The sequence below is a fragment of the Ruegeria sp. C11 genome (genome assembly GCF_056537725.1).
The window spans coordinates 221483-237899 of sequence record NZ_JBQFSB010000002.1; the positions used below are offsets into that span (position 1 = coordinate 221483).

Sequence of the window (16417 nt, forward strand, 5' to 3'; positions counted from 1 at the left end):
GGGCCAGCGCCCGGCGCTTGCAACGCGACAGACGGCGCGGTAGCCATCGATCATGTTGTCGATATTCGATCAAGGCCCACCGCCACCCTGCCCGGCCCCCTTCAACCTTGCAGCACATGTCATGCGCCGTGCTGGAGATTTGGCAGACAAGACGGCACTTTCCGTCCTTTATGAAAACGGGTCCGAAGACTGGACCTATGCCCAGCTTGAGGCCGCCATTCTGGGTACCGGTGCCGGATTATTGAGAGCGGGCTTAAAAGCCGGCGATATCGTCCTGATGCGGTTGGGTAATACGGTTGATTTTCCCATCGCCTATCTGGGTGCAATTTCTGCAGGAATTGTTCCGGTGCCGACGTCATCGCAACTGACCGTGCCGGAAACGACCAAAATGATAGACGAACTGTCACCAGCAGCGGTTTTGCGGGACCCGCAAGTCACCTGCGCGACGCATCCCCACCAGATCGAACTGCACGACCTTGCGTCCATGCGGAACCTGCCGCCAGCTGGTTACGCTATGGGGGATCCGGATCGTCTGGCCTATGTCGTTTACACCTCCGGCACCTCGGGAAAGCCGCGCGCCGTTGCACATGCACATCGGGCCATCTGGGCGCGTCAAATGATGGTGGATGGGTGGTACGGTCTGACCGAAGCTGACCGGCTGTGCCACGCCGGCGCGTTCAACTGGACCTACACACTGGGCACCGGGCTGATGGACCCGTGGACGGCAGGCGCGACCGCTCTGATCCCCGAAGTCGGAACGGACCCGTCATCCTTACCCAAGCTGTTGAAGACCCACGAGGCAACGATTTTCGCTGCCGCGCCTGGCGTGTACCGCAAAATGCTACAAAGCATCGATGAGTTTGATCTGCCCCACCTTCGCCACGGCCTTTGTGCGGGCGAAAAACTGTCGCGTCACTTGCACGAACATTGGTCCAACGTCACCAAAACCGAACTGTACGAGGCCTACGGAATGTCCGAATGTTCGACCTTCATCTCGTCCAGCCCGACATACCCAGCGCAGGGTGAGACATTGGGGCGACCGCAATCAGGCCGCCGTGTGGCCATCCTTGGCCCGGACGGCCCGGTCGCGGCAGGACAAGAGGGTACCATAGCCGTTCACCGCTCGGACCCCGGTCTGATGCTGACCTACCTAAATGCCCCGGACGAGGCAGAGGCGCGTATGCAGGATGAGTGGTTTCTGACTGGCGATCAGGGAGCAATGGCCGAGGACGGCCAGATCACTTATCTCGGTCGTGACGATGACATGATGAATGCGGGCGGATATCGGGTTTCACCCGTCGAAGTCGAATCCGTCTTGAGCAGATACCCCGGAATCTCTCAGGTTGGCGCGGCCTCGGTCGAGGTGAAACAGGATACCTTCGTCATCGCAGCTTTCTATACCGGACCGGCAAGACTGGACGAGGCCGCGTTACAGTCCTATGTGGAGGCCAACCTGGCACGCTACAAGCAACCGCGCGCCTTCGTCCACCTTCCCGCCCTGCCTGTCGGAGGCAACGGCAAACTTCTGCGCCGCGCTTTGCCGGCCTATTTCAAGGCTCAGTCCAAATGACACAAACCGTCAAGCTCGATATTCTGTCCGATCCGATTTGCCCGTGGTGCTATATTGGCAAGACACATCTGGACAAGGCATTGGCGGCGATACCCGATCATCCGTTCGTCATTGAGTGGCATCCCTTTCAGCTCAACCCGGAAATGCCCGATGGTGGGATGGATCGCCGCGAATATCTTGAGCGGAAATTCGGCGGCCAAAAAGGCGCCGTGCGCGCCTATACTCCGGTTGTCGAACATGCAGAAAAGGCTGGTCTGAACATCAACTTTGAAAGCATGCGGCGAACGCCCAACACGCTAGATGCACACCGTCTGATTCACTGGGCCGGGATCGAAGGAAAACAGAACGAGGTCGTCGATGCCCTGTTCACTGCGTATTTCGTGGAAGGTCGGGACATTGGCGAGCACGATGTTCTTGCCGACATAGCCGACGCTGCAGGCATGGACGCCTCAGTGGTGCGAAAGCTGCTGAAATCGGATGCCGACCGCGAGGATATCCGCAATAGAGACACCCACTCTCGGAAAATGGGTGTGAACTCGGTTCCGACCTACATCATCGCCAATCAACATGCCGTTCCCGGCGCCCAGGCGCCTGAACTATGGGAAAAGGTGATCGGTGAAATTATGTCTCAATCCGAGCCTTCATCTGCATAATAGCACAGAGGTCTGTGCATTTTTCATCCCTAGCGCCGCCTGATCCCGCGTGATAGCGCGAACGGGTAAGGAGTCCCACATGGCTGACCGTATGTCCAAGGGCGAGTTCATCGCGCTTATCGCGATGATGTTCGCCACTATTGCTTTTTCGATAGACTCGATGCTGCCCGCCCTACCCGAAATCGGCATGCAGCTTAGCCCAGATGACGTGAACAAGGCACAGTTGATTCTGACATCGTTTGTGTTGGGTATGGGGATTGGCACCTTTTTCACGGGTCCGCTGTCTGACGCATTTGGGCGGAAACCAGTGATTTATGGCGGTGCCTGCCTTTATATCATCGCCTCTGCCGTCGCTTGGGCCAGTTCCTCGCTTGAACTGGTGTTGGCAGCGCGGGTGGCGCAGGGTCTGGGTGCAGCCGGGCCGCGTGTTGTTGCCATGGCGATTGTACGCGACCTGTACTCGGGACGGGAAATGGCGCGGATCATTTCGATCGCCATGATGATATTCACCCTTGTACCCGCCATCGCGCCGATGCTGGGCGCAGGTGTCATCGCCATCACGGGCTGGCGCGGTATATTCATATCCTTCATCCTGTTCTCGCTGATTACAATCATCTGGATGGGCCTGCGCCTGCCCGAGTCACTTGCTCGCGAAAATCGCCGTCCATTCCGGCTGCCACTGATGATCGCCGCGGCGCAAGAGATGTTCGCGCACCCTTCAGTGCGCCTGTCAATCTTGGTTCAGACATTGTGCATGGGTACGCTCTTTACCATGCTCACCATGGTGCAGCCGGTTTATGACATTATCCATGACAGGGCAGACAGCTTTCCCTTCTGGTTCGGATTTGTCGCGCTTATCTCAGGTTCGGCCAGCCTGCTGAACGCAGCCGTCGTAGTCCGCGTGGGAATGCGCAAGATGGTGACATGGACGTTGGGGGCGCAGATATTTCTGACATCGGGGGTCATCCTTCTGAGCAATCTTGACCTGTCACCCAATGCGTCATTTGCGCTGTTTGTCGCATGGCAAACATCCATCTTCTTTATGGCGGGAACCACCCTTGGCAACCTGAACGCCATCGCGATGGAGCCGATGGGCCATATCGCCGGGATGGCAGCGTCTGTTATCGGCGCGATATCTACGGTTCTGGCCGCAGCAATCGCCGCGCCGATCGGGTTGCTTTTCAACGGCTCAATCACTCCGTTGACAACAGGTATCCTGATGATGTGCGTGGTCGCTTTCGGGTTGATGGTCCACATGGGTAGGATTGAGGAAAGACTGCCTGCCTGACCTGTGCAGAGCAAATGAAACGCGCTAACCTTTCCGCAAAACGTGGGGAGGTTTTGATGAGCGACTACTATGATTTAGGCAGTTATTCCTGCCCTGTATCCACTTCGTCGGCTGAGGCACAGCTGTGGTTCGACCGGGGCTTGAACTGGACCTATGGCTACAATCACGAAGAGGCCATCGTCTGCTTCGAACGTGCACTTGAACATGATCCCCACTGCGCAATGGCCCATTGGGGGGTCGCCTATGCTGCTGGCCCGAACTACAACCTGCCCTGGGCTTTACGCGACGACGCCGGACGCGCCAAGGCACTGGCCTGTGCCTATGACGCCACGCAAAAGGCACTGGAACTGTCCGAATACTGCACGCCTGTCGAGCAGGCGCTAATTGGCGCCCTGCCCGCCCGCTATCCGCAGCGTGATCCGATAGATGACATGCATATCTGGGACCATGAATTTGCCGATGCGATGCGCGCGGGTTTTGCAACCGCACCCGATAATCTGGAAGTGCGCACGATCTATGTCGAGGCACTGCTAAACCTAACGCCATGGAAAATGTGGGATCTTAACACGGGCCAACCAGCAAAAGGCGCAAAGACAGTCGAAGCTCAGGATGCCTTGGAAAGGGCCATGGCCGAAAACCCTGCGGCCATGACGCATCCCGGCATTCTGCATCTATATGTACACCTGATGGAAATGTCGCCGACACCCGAAAAGGCGCTCAAGGCCGGTGATGTGTTGCGCACATTGGTCCCCGATGCGGGCCATCTTGTACATATGCCAACCCATATCGACGTTTTATGCGGTCACTATCAAAACGTTGTCCACTGGAACCAACAAGCCAGTGTTGCCGACCTCAAATATTACGAGCGCGAAGGGGCGTTTAATATCTATACAGGCTATCGCCAGCACAATTATCACTTTGCAATCTACGGCGCCTTGTTTCTGGGTCAGATGGAACCCGCCCTGCGCGCCAATCAGGGCCTTTGGAACACAACACCCGAGGACATGCTGCGCATAGAGAGCCCGCCCATGGCTGATTACTTCGAAAGTTACATGGCGATGGGACCGCATATTCTGATCCGCTTTGGTCAATGGGAAAAAGCAAAGGCACTAGAGCTGCCTTCTGACCCCGATCTCTATCGAACCCTGACTGCGACCACGCATTACGCACGCGCGATAGCCTTCGCCGCGACGGATCAGGTCCCTGATGCGGAAGCAGAAGAACGGGCGTTTCTTGCGGCCAAAGAGCGGGTTCCCGCAACGCGTCTTCTGCACAACAACCGCGTTGTTGACCTGCTTGAAATTGCTGGTGAAATGCTGCGTGGTGAGATTGAGTACCGAAAGGGAAACCACGAACTCGCCTATACTCATTTGCGCAGGTCCGTCGAACTGGACGACACGCTGCCCTATGATGAGCCGTGGGGCTGGATGCAGCCCACGCGACATGCCTTGGGGGCATTGCTGTTCGAACAGGGGCATGCGGCCGAAGCAGAAGCGGTCTATCGCGAGGATCTTGGTTTGGGGGGCAGTCTTAGCCGCGCATCGATTCACCCAGACAACGTCTGGAGCCTCAAGGGACTGCACGATTGCCTGAAGGCACGCGGGGAAACTGTTGAAATCCTTCAGATCAAACAACGTCTGGACCTTGCGCTTGCCCGTGCCGACCGTGCGGTCGGCGCGTCCTGTTTCTGTGCGCAAGCTGCGATGAGGGCCGCTGAATGAAGTACTTTTCCATGCTGCTGTCCATTGCTTTCATTGGTAGCCCGGTAACTGCTGAACGCCTGTCCTTTCCTCCTGTCGATCAGGCCGCCGATGATAACACGCTGGTCGTGTTCCGGAACGAACTGCTAGAAAAGATCGCGTCTCGTGACATTGAGGCGGTCGTTGATCTGGCCTGCCCGGATATTTACCTCAGTCACGGCGGAACCGGCGGACCGCTGGAGTTGCGGGCGAACCTGACTGAAACTGCGGATACTTCGTCGGACGGCAATGTCGGGCAGACCGAACTCTATTGGGACGCGCTACAGGAAACGCTGTCGCAACCGGGTTACTTCGACGATCTGGGTGAATTCTGGATGCCGCATCAGTGGCAGATCACACTGCCCGCCGCACTTGATCCCTTCACCGCCTATTTCGTGACGGGCAACCGCGTGTCACTGCGCAAAGAGCCATCCCGAGACGCGCCAATCCTAGACGCAATCAGCCACGAAGTCGTAATTGTTTCTGACTTTCAGCCGGCCGCCGAATATCAACGGGTCCGCCTGACCGACGGCACCACCGGGTTTATGCACAGCGACTTCCTGTGGTCCATGGTTGGATATCGCGCGGCGTTGGTGAAATCCGACGCGGGCCAGTGGCAGTTGTGTACGTTCGTTGCCGGTGATTGACTCAGGCGCGGGCCTTTTTCTTTTCGGCGATCAGCTTTTCGGCCAGATCGCGCGCTATGGCAAAAGCACCCTTGATCTTGTCGCTGTCCTTCTTCCAGTCGCGGCGCACAACGATCTTGTTGTCCTTGACCTTGGCCAGCCCACGCTGGTTCTGGATGAACTCGACCAGCCCCTGAGGTGAGGCAAATTTGTCGTTGTGGAACTGTATCGTCGCGCCCTTGGGGCCACCGTCGAGCTTGGCAATGCCCGCCCGCTTGCACATCGCCTTGATGCGGACGACCAGCATCAGGGTATTCACCTCTTTCGGCAACGCCCCAAACCGGTCGATCAATTCGGCTGCAAATCCTTCCAGTTCAACCTTGGTCGACAGGGATGACAGGCGACGATACAGGCCCAGACGAACGTCCAGATCGGGCACGTAATCTTCGGGGATCAGGACCGGGACACCCAGATTGATCTGAGGCGCCCATTGGTCGTCGGCGTCCGACAGCCCCTCCATCTCGCCTGCCTTGATCTTGGCAATCGCCTCTTCCAGCATCGACTGATAGAGTTCATAGCCCACGTCGCGCATCTGGCCCGACTGTTCCTCGCCCAGCAGGTTGCCCGCGCCGCGAATGTCGAGGTCTTGAGAGGCCAGCGTGAACCCGGCCCCAAGCGTGTCGAGCGACCCCAGAACACGCAGGCGTTTCTCGGCGGTTGCGGTCAGTTTTTGGCGCGGTTTCGTCGTTAGATAGGCATAGGCGCGTGTCTTTGACCGCCCCACCCGGCCTCGGATTTGATAAAGCTGCGACAGACCGAACATATCCGCCCGATGCACGACCATCGTGTTCGCGGTGGGAATGTCCAGTCCGCTTTCCACAATCGTCGTAGCCAGCAGGACATCATACTTTCCGTCGTAGAACGCGTTCATCCGATCGTCCAGTTCACCTGCCGCCATTTGCCCGTGGGCCACGACGTAGGTGAGTTCCGGAAGTTGATCCTTCAGAAATTGTTCGATGTCCGGCAGGTCCGAGATGCGCGGCACCACGTAAAAGCTCTGACCGCCGCGATAATGTTCGCGCAACAGCGCCTCGCGGATCGTGACCGCGTCGAACTCGCTGACATAGGTGCGAATGGCCAGCCGGTCGATAGGCGGTGTGCCGATGATCGACAGATCACGTACGCCGGTCAGAGACAGTTGCAGAGTTCGCGGAATAGGAGTCGCGGTCAGGGTCAGAACGTGGATGTCACTGCGCAGCTGTTTCAGGCGCTCTTTATGACCGACACCGAAATGCTGTTCTTCGTCGATGATCAACAGGCCCAGATTGTTGAACCGTACCCCCTTGGCCAACAGGGCATGCGTACCGATCACAATATCAACAGTACCGCGCGCAAGCCCATCTCGGGTCTGCTGTGCCTCTTTGGCCGAGACGAAGCGTGAAAGTTGCCGGACCTCCAGAGGGAACCCCCGGAAGCGTTCTTTGAAAGAGGCCGCGTGCTGCCGCGCCAACAATGTGGTCGGGGCAACGACAGCCACCTGAACCCCGGACATCGCCGCGACAAACGCCGCGCGCATGGCAACTTCAGTCTTGCCGAACCCGACATCGCCACAAATCAGACGGTCCATCGGCGCGCCCGAGTGCATGTCCTCCATCACTTCCGAAATGGCGCGTAACTGATCGTCGGTCTCCTGATATGGGAACCGGGCGCTGAACTCCTCCCACGCGTGGGGTGGCGGGTCCATGACCGGAGCTTTGCGCAAGGCGCGCTCGGCGGCGATGCGGATCAGCTTGTCCGCCATCTCGCGGATGCGCTCTTTCAGCTTGGCTTTCTTGGCCTGCCATGCACCGCCACCCAGCCGGTCCAGCAGCCCCTCATCATGGCCGTATTTCGACAACAGTTCGATGTTTTCAACTGGCAGGTACAGCTTGGACTGTTCAGCATATTCCAGCAGCAGGCATTCATGCGCCGCGCCGGCTGCGGTCACGACCTCCATCCCCCTATAACGCCCAATCCCGTGATCCACATGCACTACCAGATCACCGGGGCTGAGGGACTGGGTTTCGGTCAGGAAATTCTCGGCCTTGCGGCGCTTTTTGGGCTGACGGATCAGGCGATCGCCCAACACGTCCTGTTCCGCAATAACCGTCAGACCGGGCGTTTCGAACCCATGCTCCAACGCCCAGACGGACAGGTACAAACCACGTTTCCCAACGCGGCTGCCGTCGGTCACGGGAATGGCTTCGGCCAGCCCTTCATCCTCAATCAACCCCGTCAGACGCTCGCGCGCGCCTTCGGAATACGAGGCGATAAGAACCGGACCCTTGTCCAGTTTGTCTTTGATATGGCTTGCCAACGCGCCAAACAGACTAATGCTTTCCTGCTGCCGCTCAGGGGCGAAATTGCGCCCGATCCGCCCCCCGGCATCAATCACACCCGGGCCGCTGGCCTGCGGCAGCGGATTGAACTGCAACACGCGGCGATCATCGACGGTTTGATCCCATGCAGCGTCATCCAGATAAAGCAAACCGGGCGGAGTGGGTTTGTACACCGTGTCCATGCGCGATCGGTTTTCCAGCGCCAGACGCCTTGTTTCATACTGGTCCTCGATACTCTCCCAGCGCGCCAGCCGCGCAGGAGTGACCTGATCATCCAGTGTGATGGTTGCTTCGGGAAGGTAGTCGAAAAGAGTCTCGAGCTTGTCGTGAAAAAACGGCAGCCAGTGTTCCATCCCCTGATGCTTGCGCCCTGCACTAACTGCTTCGTATAGCGGGTCATCAGTTCCGGCGGCACCGAACTCGATCCGGTAATTCTGGCGGAACCGGGTTATTGCGGCATCGTCCAGTATGACTTCGGACACTGGGGAAAGTTCCACCACGTCCAGTTTTTCGGTCGTACGCTGCGACACCGGGTCGAACCGGCGGGCGCCATCCAGAACATCGCCGAACAGATCCAGCCGCACCGGGCCGGTTTCTCCGGGTGGGAATATGTCGATAATGCCACCCCGAATGGCATAATCACCGGGCTCCATTACCGTTGGGCTTTGCGTGAACCCCATACGAACCAGAAAGTTCCGCAATGCATTTTCGTCGATGCGATTTCCAACCCGCGCTGTAAAGGCAGCCTCGCGTAGCACTTCCCGTGCTGGAACCCGCTGGGTTGCGGCGTTCAGGGTCGTCAGCAGCACAAATTGCCGGGGCATCTGATGCACCAGCGCGGCCAGCGTCGCCACCCGAGCAGCGGCGATATCCGGGTTAGGTGATACCCGATCATATGGCAGGCAATCCCAGCCCGGAAAAAAGAAGACCGGCATGTCGGGGGCAAAGAAGGCCAGCGCCGCGCGCATCGCCTCCATCCGCTTGTCGTCACGGGCAACGTGACAGACCGGTCCACCCGAACGCGCGACCTCGTTCAGAACAAGCTGCGCGTCAAAGCCTTCGGGCGCGCCGCCAACTGTTACACAGTTCAGAGCCTTCATCGGTTGCCCTTGCATTGTTGTTAGTACAGAACACTGATCCCGATGTTCTGATACATCCCCCAAAGCGAAGTCACCAGTATCGCAACCATGCCAATTAGCTGAGAATACAACCGGCACCGCAGCAAACCTTTCGACACCAGCTCCAGCGTCATCTCCTGGCTGCCCAGTTTGCGGGCCAACCGAAAATTGAGCATTGCGACGAAACTCATCGGGAAGATCAGCAGAAACACAGCCTGTGCAAATTCGACGCCATAATAAAATCCAAGCATTGCCAGTCCGGTAAACAGAAAACTTCCCATCAGGAAAATCATGAAACCGGACACTTCGACAATGTACAGGATCCTGTTCCTGTTAATCCTCACAATGTCCAGAAGGTCCGTTTCGGCCTGACCGCCGACGCGCCGGGCGCGCATAATCATGTCATACGGGACGCCCATGATCCAATGACTTGCAGAGGACCAAACCACGGCCAAAGCGATCCAGAACCACAGATTCGAGAAACTCCGCATGTCTATGAGTTCGAGAATCGTGGAATACCAGTCCAAGCCCCTGCCCTTTTCTTAAACGTCTTTAGGGGGTTCTATCGCGCAAACGCGGCCAATGGTACCCTTGAGAACTGGATGAATTCATGCCACCCAATGCGCGATAGTGCAAGGAGAGCGTGCCATGAAACCCACCGTCGCCCCGTATCCTCTCGCCCGGTTCCGCCGCGCGCGCCAATCCGAGGCGGTTCGGGGGCTGGTGCGCGAGACCCAATTGTCAGTAAACGATCTGATCTGGCCTGTTTTTGTGCGTGATGGCGAAGGGATCGAAGAGCCGGTGCCTTCGATGCCAGGCGTCATGCGCCGCTCGGTTGATCTGATCGCGAAAGCCGCGATCGAGGCGCAGGCACTTGGGATTCCCGCGATATGCCTGTTTCCCTACACCGATCCGTCGTTGAAAACCGAGGATTGCGCCGAGGCCTGGAGCCCCGACAATCTGTCCAATCGCGCCATTCGGGCGATCAAGGCTGCGGCACCCGATATTGCAATCATGACCGATGTCGCGCTGGACCCGTACAATATCAATGGCCACGACGGCTATGTTGTTGACGGGGAAATCGTGAACGATGCCACGATCGAGGCCTTGGTCAAAATGACTTTGGCACAGGCCGAGGCAGGCGCGGACATCATTGGCCCCTCGGACATGATGGACGGGCGGATTGGTGAAATGCGCAAGGCGCTGGAAGGTGCGGGGCACCACAATGTCATGATCCTCAGCTATGCCGCAAAATATGCCAGTGCTTTTTACGGACCGTTTCGCGATGCCGTGGGCGCGTCAGGCGCGCTGACGGGCGACAAGAAGACCTATCAGATGGATCCGGCCAATTCGAACGAAGCCCTGCGCCTTATAGAACGTGACCTGACCGAAGGCGCCGATATGGTCATGATCAAACCGGGGATGCCCTATCTCGATATCTGTCGCCGGGTTAAGGACACGTTCGGAGCCCCGACATACGCCTATCAGGTCTCGGGTGAATACGCGATGATCAAAGCTGCGGCGCAGAATGGCTGGATCGATGGTGAAAAGGCGATGTTCGAAAGCCTGCTTGCATTCAAACGGGCTGGCTGTGACGGAGTTCTGACGTATTTCGCCCCCGCAGTTGCTCGTATGCTGAACGGCTAAAACTCCAATTTCACGCAATTTTTCGCCTATTTAGGAACGGTGACTGGCAGCTTTCCCGTGACAGCGCCACCTAATCGGCGTATTCTTGCGCCCAAGACCGGGCCAACCCGGCTTAATCAGGCGTATCGACAGAGAAAGAAAAATGAGCAGTTCCCAATCTCCACGACTGACCCGTCGCGGCTTTGCTTTTGGCATGGCCGGACTGACGCTGACGGCCGCCTGCGGCAACGGCGTTGGCAACTCGAACGCAGCCACGATCGACGCGCGCGTGGATGCGACACTGAACGAAATGTACAGCCGTTACCCGAACACGATCGAAATCTCTGAAAAGGCAACGGGCCTGCTGGTGATGCCGTTGGTCACCGAGGCGGGATTTGTGTTTGGCGCGGGCTACGGGCGCGGCGCACTGCGCATTCAGGGTGTCACGGTAGACTACTACTCCGCCCTGAAAGGCAGCGCCGGATTGCAGATCGGTGCCCAGCAATATGCGCACGTCCTGTTCTTTATGACTCAGGACGCACTGAACGATTTCCGCCGTTCCAGCGGTTGGACCGCCGGTGCGGATATCGGCTATGTCGTCAGCGATCAGGGCGATTCCCTGTCCACCGACACCACGACCCTGCGCTCGCCCGTTCTGGCGGCCATATTCGGTCAGGCCGGACTGCAGATCGGTGCGACATTGGACGGCACGAAATATACCCGCATCATCCCCTAAACCGTTATTCACCACCCCCCTCTCGGCAACCCCGCCAACGGTATCTCACCTTGGCGGGGTTTATGTTTTAAGGCGGTTTTCCCAAGGTTCCCGGCCTGTTTCCCTTTCGGTTTCCCGCGCCTTGAACTAAACTTTGCAAAACAAATATCCTGATGACACCGGAGAACAGATGGGTCTTATCTTTCGCTGGCTTGTGCGGTTAGCTGCAGGTCTGGTCGCACTGGTTGTCGCCGCTATTGTGCTGATCTATTTCCTCGCCGGCCAATCCCTGCCCGAGTACAATCAGACCCTACAGGTCGAGGGGATATCCGCGCCAGTCGAAGTCGTTCGGGACAACGCCAATGTGCCCCATATTTTTGGTGAATCCGATCCGGATGTCTTTTTCGGGTTAGGATATGCCCACGCGCAGGACCGTCTTTGGCAAATGACCGTAATGCGGCGCACGGTACAGGGGCGTTTGTCCGAAGTGTTCGGAACCCGCACCGTTTCTGTCGACAAGCTGTTGCGCCGTCTGGATCTTTACGGTCTGGCCCGACAATCAACAGAAGTACAGGATGATTATACCCTTGCTGCGCTTGAAGGATACGCAGCGGGCGTCAATGCCCGGCTGACTGAAATCAATGAAAAAGCGCTGGGACGCGGTGCCCCTGAAATGTTTCTGTTCAATGCGCCGGTCGCCCCGTGGCAGCCTGCGGACAGCATCGCGATAATCAAGCTGATGGGGCTTCAGCTATCCGGACATCTTCAGGAAGAGGTTCTGCGCGCGCGTACATCGCTGATGCTGGACAACCCTGCCCGTCTGGCCGATGTTCTGCCCGATGTCCCCGGAGCCGGTATTGCCGCCCTTCCGGAATACTCGGTACTGTTTCCAAGTTTGCCCCGCTATGCCCAGGGCACACCTGCCGCGGACAGCCCAATTTCACCATTTCCCAAACGCGGTCTGGCCGGTGCTTCTAACGCATGGTCTGCCGCACCGTCACGTTCTGCAAGCGGTGGCACGCTGCTCGCCAATGACCCGCACTTGGGTTTCACAGCCCCCGGCACTTGGTATCTGGCGCGGCTTGAATTGGACAAGGGTGGCGTTATCGGCGCGTCAATTCCTGGTATTCCGGTGATCCTGACTGGGCGCAGTGATCGGCTGGGCTGGGGCGTGACCTCATCCTATCTGGACGATCAGGACGTTCATATCGAACAGTTGAATCCGGATAACCCCGAAGAATATCTGTCTCCGGATGGTTTCAAAAAATTCAGGTCCCGCCCGTCGATCATCGAGATCAAGGATGCGCCGCCAATCACGCTGACCCTGCGTTGGACCGAAAACGGGCCGGTTCTGCCCGGCAGCCACTATAATCTTGAAACCATAACGCCACCCGGCCACGTCGCTTCACTGTCATGGACTGCACTCAGCCCAAAGGACACATCCATGACTGCGGCTATGGCCCTGATGAACGCGGACAATGTTCGTCAGGCCATTCGCGGAGCCGAAGGTTTTCTGGCACCGTCGCAAAATCTGTCCCTCGTGGATAAGACAACTATCGGGATGAAGCTGATCGGTGCGATGCCCAGCAGAAACCCTCGCCATCAAAGCAAGGGCCGCATCCCCAGCCCCGGCTGGTTGCAGGAGAACCTGTGGCAGGGTCGCCTGCCTTATTCCCAAAACCCCGAGTTCGTGGCGCCGGTAGGAGGGCTGCTGGGTAACACCAACAACAAGATCGTCGATCGCCCATTCCCCGATCATGTCTCGTTTCATTGGGGCGATACCCAGCGCGTTGAGCGATGGGAAAAACTGATGCAATCGCGCGAAGTTCACACCCGTGACAGCTTTATCGAAGCTCAATTGGATACGGTCAGCTTCACCGCCCGCTCCCTGCTGCCATTGGTAGGGGCAGATTTATGGTTTACCGGGGAATCCGCACCGGAAGGTACCCCCGAACGTCAACGGCAGATTGCATTGGCGCTTTTGGCCGAGTGGAACGGTGAAATGAACGAGCATTTGCCGGAACCACTGATCTATGCAGCGTGGCTTCGGGCATTACAAAACCGACTGATTGTGGACGAACTGGGGCCGCTTGCCAGTGAATACAAGCATGTCGAACCGCTGTTCATCGAACGTGTCTACCGGGATATCGACGGCGCTTCGGTCTGGTGCGATGTCATTCAAAGCGCCCCGCAGGAATCCTGTACGGACATGGCCCGACTTGCACTGGACGATGCACTGATCTGGATCACCGAAAGATACGGCAGTGCGCTGGAGTCGCTTCGCTGGGGCGATGCGCATCAGGCCACGCATGACCATCCGGTTCTGGGTTCGGTGCCGCTGCTGCGGTACTTTGTGAATATCCGGCAATCGACCAGCGGCGGCGACAACACCCTGCTTCGCGGGCGCACATCAGGTGAAGGGCCGGATCCGTTCCAGAATGTGCATGGTGCAGGTTACCGCGGCGTTTATGACTTTGCCGATCCCGACAGTTCCGTGTTCATCACCGCGACCGGCCAATCCGGGCATTTCCTGTCCCGTTATTATGACGATCAGGCGCAACTTTGGCGGCGCGGCGAGTATCTGCCCATGTCGCTGGATGCAAATCTCGCAAGGGCGGCTGCCGTGGGAACGACCCATCTGGTTCCGCGCTGATATAGGTCTGCCGCTTTCGCCCGTTTAGGCAAATCCCCGCCCCTTCTGCGGCGCGGCGTGGACCTTCTGTCCGATTTTCGCGTACCTTTCCTGAAACGGCGCACCAAGTTGGGGGCATAGATGGGGAGCGTTCGAGATACTCTAAACAACCTGGCGCGCGACTACGCAATCGCGTGGAGTACCGGGAACGGAGAGACCGTTTCTGAGTTTTTTGAGTTGAACGGAAGCATTTCCGTCAACCGTGGTGTCCCGCTGGAGGGGCGTGCCGCCATAGCGCAAATGGTGCGGGACGTTCATGCCGAAATTCCCGATCTTGAGCTTCGGTGCGATATGCTGCGATGGGCCGGCAACCATGCAATTTTTGTGTGGACCCTAGAGGGCCATCATTTCGAAACGAACAATCACATTGTGAGCCGCGGCTGGGAAGATTGGGAGTTTGGCGCAGACAACAAAATTCTATCTGCGCAAAATTGGTACGATGCTGGGGAATACCAGCGCCAGATCGAAGGTCGCTGAGGCTAAAGCGCGTAATATTGCGCTTCCTGCTTGTTGGTCCAACGAACGGTGATTTCGAAACCGTCTTCGGTTTGGGCTTCGGATCGCACGACATCCTGACGATACAGCCAAGCCCGCTTGTTCCCTTCGGCGAACCCCAGGTTCAAGGTGGTTTCGTGACGGGCACCCTGCAGTTGGGCCGCAATTTCCGCCAACAAGGGGCCAACGCCGTCACCGGTGATCGCCGAAATCGCAAAGATCGACGGATCGCGATCAGCACGGGCCAGCGCGGCCTCGCGCTCTTCCGGGGCCAGCAAATCGGTCTTGTTCCACACCTCAAGGCGGGCACGATCTTCTCCGACCCCCAATGAGGTCAGGATTGCCTCGACATCCTGAGCTTGCGCTTCGGTTTCCTCGTGACTGATATCTCTGACGTGAACGACAAGGTCGGCCCCCAGAACCTCTTCCAGTGTCGCGCGAAACGCTGCCACCAGTTCCGTCGGAAGGTTCGAGATAAACCCCACCGTGTCGGACAGGATCACTTCGGGTCCGTCGGGCAGCTCAACGCGCCGCATTGTCGGATCCAGCGTGGCAAAAAGCATGTCTTTTGCCATGACCTCTGCCCCGGTCAGGCGATTGAACAGCGTGGATTTTCCGGCATTGGTGTAACCGACCAGCGCAACAATCGGATATGGGATTTTGGCCCGCGCCGCGCGATGTAGCGTCCGCGTCTTGACGACCTTTTGCAGTTGTCGCCTGAGGCGCACAAGCTGCTCGTCAATCGCGCGACGGTCCGCCTCGATCTGGGTTTCACCGGGACCGCCGACAAACCCCAACCCACCCCGTTGGCGTTCCAGGTGCGTCCAAGCCCGAACCAGCCGCGTACGCTGATAGCTGAGCGCGGCCATCTCAACCTGTAACACACCCTCGCGTGTGCGGGCGCGATCCGAAAAAATCTCGAGGATCAATCCCGTGCGGTCAAGAATTTTGACCTGCCATGCCTTTTCCAGATTGCGCTGCTGAACCGGAGAAACCGGTCCGTCAATCAGAACCAGTTCAACCTTGTTGTCATGGAACTTCTGTCGCAGTTCCTCGATTTTTCCGGTGCCGAACAAATGTCCAGGCTGCGCGCGTTGCAGCCGCACAATCTCGGAACCGATCACATCCAGATCGGGCAGCGCCGCCGCAAGTGCAACGGCCTCTTCCAGCGCTGGTTCTGGAACACGGCGCGTATCGTCTGACTTGATTTCGGGATGCAGCACCCAAGCACGGGTGCGCACCCTGTCATGTTCCATCAAGAGGCGTCTTCGCCCTCATACAGGTTGATCGGCTGTGACGGCATGATGGTTGAAATCGCGTGCTTATAGACCAGCTGCGACTGTCCGTCGCGGCGCAACAATACACAGAAATTGTCGAACCAAGTGATTACACCCTGCAATTTCACGCCGTTGATCAGGAATATCGTGACCGGGACTTTTGCTTTCCGTACATTGTTCAGGAATGCGTCCTGAAGATTCTGTCTGTCCGAAGCCATATTTTTATAATCTCGCCGTTGT

General features: G+C 57.8%; 13 protein-coding genes. 9 read left to right on the forward strand and 4 right to left on the reverse strand.

Annotated features, from left to right (window positions below):
• Window positions 1–52: 52 nt before the first annotated feature.
• From ACR0NA_RS04360 to ACR0NA_RS04380, 5 genes are all read left to right on the forward strand, one after another.
• Window positions 53–1570 (forward strand): class I adenylate-forming enzyme family protein, encoded by a 1518-nt coding sequence (locus tag ACR0NA_RS04360; RefSeq protein ID WP_480726383.1) that lies wholly within the window; start codon window positions 53–55, stop codon window positions 1568–1570.
• On the forward strand, window positions 1567–2223 hold the full coding sequence (locus tag ACR0NA_RS04365) for a DsbA family oxidoreductase (protein ID WP_480726385.1): 657 nt from the start codon (window positions 1567–1569) through the stop codon (window positions 2221–2223). The genes ACR0NA_RS04360 and ACR0NA_RS04365 overlap by 4 nt, the downstream gene beginning before the upstream one ends.
• Window positions 2224–2302: 79 nt before the next feature.
• Window positions 2303–3511, forward strand: a complete 1209-nt coding sequence (locus ACR0NA_RS04370; RefSeq protein ID WP_480726387.1) for a multidrug effflux MFS transporter — start codon at window positions 2303–2305, stop codon at window positions 3509–3511.
• A 56-nt stretch (window positions 3512–3567) separates the two neighbouring features.
• The gene (locus tag ACR0NA_RS04375) at window positions 3568–5232 is read left to right on the forward strand and encodes a tetratricopeptide repeat protein (protein WP_480726389.1); all 1665 of its coding nucleotides are present in this window, start codon (window positions 3568–3570) and stop codon (window positions 5230–5232) included.
• Window positions 5229–5897, forward strand: coding sequence for an SH3 domain-containing protein (locus ACR0NA_RS04380; protein WP_480726391.1), 669 nt, complete (start codon window positions 5229–5231; stop codon window positions 5895–5897). The genes ACR0NA_RS04375 and ACR0NA_RS04380 overlap by 4 nt, the downstream gene beginning before the upstream one ends.
• A gap of 1 nt (window position 5898) precedes the next feature.
• On the opposite strand, the gene mfd is transcribed toward ACR0NA_RS04380, so the two are convergent.
• Window positions 5899–9354 (reverse strand): transcription-repair coupling factor, encoded by a 3456-nt coding sequence (gene mfd, locus ACR0NA_RS04385; RefSeq protein ID WP_480726393.1) that lies wholly within the window; start codon window positions 9352–9354, stop codon window positions 5899–5901.
• Between the two features lie 20 nt (window positions 9355–9374).
• Window positions 9375–9899, reverse strand: a complete 525-nt coding sequence (locus tag ACR0NA_RS04390; RefSeq protein ID WP_480726397.1) for a component of SufBCD complex — start codon at window positions 9897–9899, stop codon at window positions 9375–9377.
• Window positions 9900–10020: 121 nt separating this feature from the next.
• Here ACR0NA_RS04390 and hemB point away from each other — a divergent pair, with 121 nt between their 5' ends.
• The 4 genes from hemB to ACR0NA_RS04410 all read left to right on the forward strand — a co-directional run bounded on the left by hemB (window position 10021) and on the right by ACR0NA_RS04410 (window position 14882).
• A complete protein-coding gene (hemB, locus tag ACR0NA_RS04395) occupies window positions 10021–11019 on the forward strand; it encodes a porphobilinogen synthase (protein ID WP_480726399.1) in 999 nt (332 codons plus the stop codon).
• 142 nt (window positions 11020–11161) lie between these two features.
• Entirely contained in the window at window positions 11162–11734 is a 573-nt protein-coding gene (locus ACR0NA_RS04400; protein WP_170650133.1) for a YSC84-related protein, read from the forward strand.
• Between the two features lie 169 nt (window positions 11735–11903).
• Complete coding sequence (locus tag ACR0NA_RS04405) at window positions 11904–14366, forward strand: penicillin acylase family protein (RefSeq protein WP_480726402.1); 2463 nt, start codon at window positions 11904–11906, stop codon at window positions 14364–14366.
• Between the two features lie 120 nt (window positions 14367–14486).
• A complete protein-coding gene (locus ACR0NA_RS04410) occupies window positions 14487–14882 on the forward strand; it encodes a DUF1348 family protein (RefSeq protein ID WP_480726404.1) in 396 nt (131 codons plus the stop codon).
• Between the two features lie 2 nt (window positions 14883–14884).
• On the opposite strand, the gene hflX is transcribed toward ACR0NA_RS04410, so the two are convergent.
• Entirely contained in the window at window positions 14885–16156 is a 1272-nt protein-coding gene (gene hflX, locus ACR0NA_RS04415) for a GTPase HflX (RefSeq protein WP_480726408.1), read from the reverse strand.
• Window positions 16156–16395, reverse strand: coding sequence for an RNA chaperone Hfq (hfq, locus tag ACR0NA_RS04420; protein ID WP_005982826.1), 240 nt, complete (start codon window positions 16393–16395; stop codon window positions 16156–16158). Before hfq ends, hflX begins: the two co-directional genes overlap by 1 nt.
• Window positions 16396–16417 lie beyond the last annotated feature (22 nt).

What these genes read in the sequence shown, in the direction of transcription:
- ACR0NA_RS04360 (WP_480726383.1), top strand. Translation starts at nt 53, where the DNA reads ATGTTGTCGATATTCGATCAAGGCCCACCGCCACCCTGCCCGGCCCCC.
- ACR0NA_RS04365 (WP_480726385.1), top strand. Translation starts at nt 1,567, where the DNA reads ATGACACAAACCGTCAAGCTCGATATTCTGTCCGATCCGATTTGCCCG.
- ACR0NA_RS04370 (WP_480726387.1), top strand. Translation starts at nt 2,303, where the DNA reads ATGGCTGACCGTATGTCCAAGGGCGAGTTCATCGCGCTTATCGCGATG.
- ACR0NA_RS04375 (WP_480726389.1), top strand. Translation starts at nt 3,568, where the DNA reads ATGAGCGACTACTATGATTTAGGCAGTTATTCCTGCCCTGTATCCACT.
- ACR0NA_RS04380 (WP_480726391.1), top strand. Translation starts at nt 5,229, where the DNA reads ATGAAGTACTTTTCCATGCTGCTGTCCATTGCTTTCATTGGTAGCCCG.
- mfd (WP_480726393.1), bottom strand. Translation starts at nt 9,354, where the DNA reads ATGAAGGCTCTGAACTGTGTAACAGTTGGCGGCGCGCCCGAAGGCTTT.
- hemB (WP_480726399.1), top strand. Translation starts at nt 10,021, where the DNA reads ATGAAACCCACCGTCGCCCCGTATCCTCTCGCCCGGTTCCGCCGCGCG.
- ACR0NA_RS04400 (WP_170650133.1), top strand. Translation starts at nt 11,162, where the DNA reads ATGAGCAGTTCCCAATCTCCACGACTGACCCGTCGCGGCTTTGCTTTT.
- ACR0NA_RS04405 (WP_480726402.1), top strand. Translation starts at nt 11,904, where the DNA reads ATGGGTCTTATCTTTCGCTGGCTTGTGCGGTTAGCTGCAGGTCTGGTC.
- ACR0NA_RS04410 (WP_480726404.1), top strand. Translation starts at nt 14,487, where the DNA reads ATGGGGAGCGTTCGAGATACTCTAAACAACCTGGCGCGCGACTACGCA.
- hflX (WP_480726408.1), bottom strand. Translation starts at nt 16,156, where the DNA reads ATGGAACATGACAGGGTGCGCACCCGTGCTTGGGTGCTGCATCCCGAA.
- hfq (WP_005982826.1), bottom strand. Translation starts at nt 16,395, where the DNA reads ATGGCTTCGGACAGACAGAATCTTCAGGACGCATTCCTGAACAATGTA.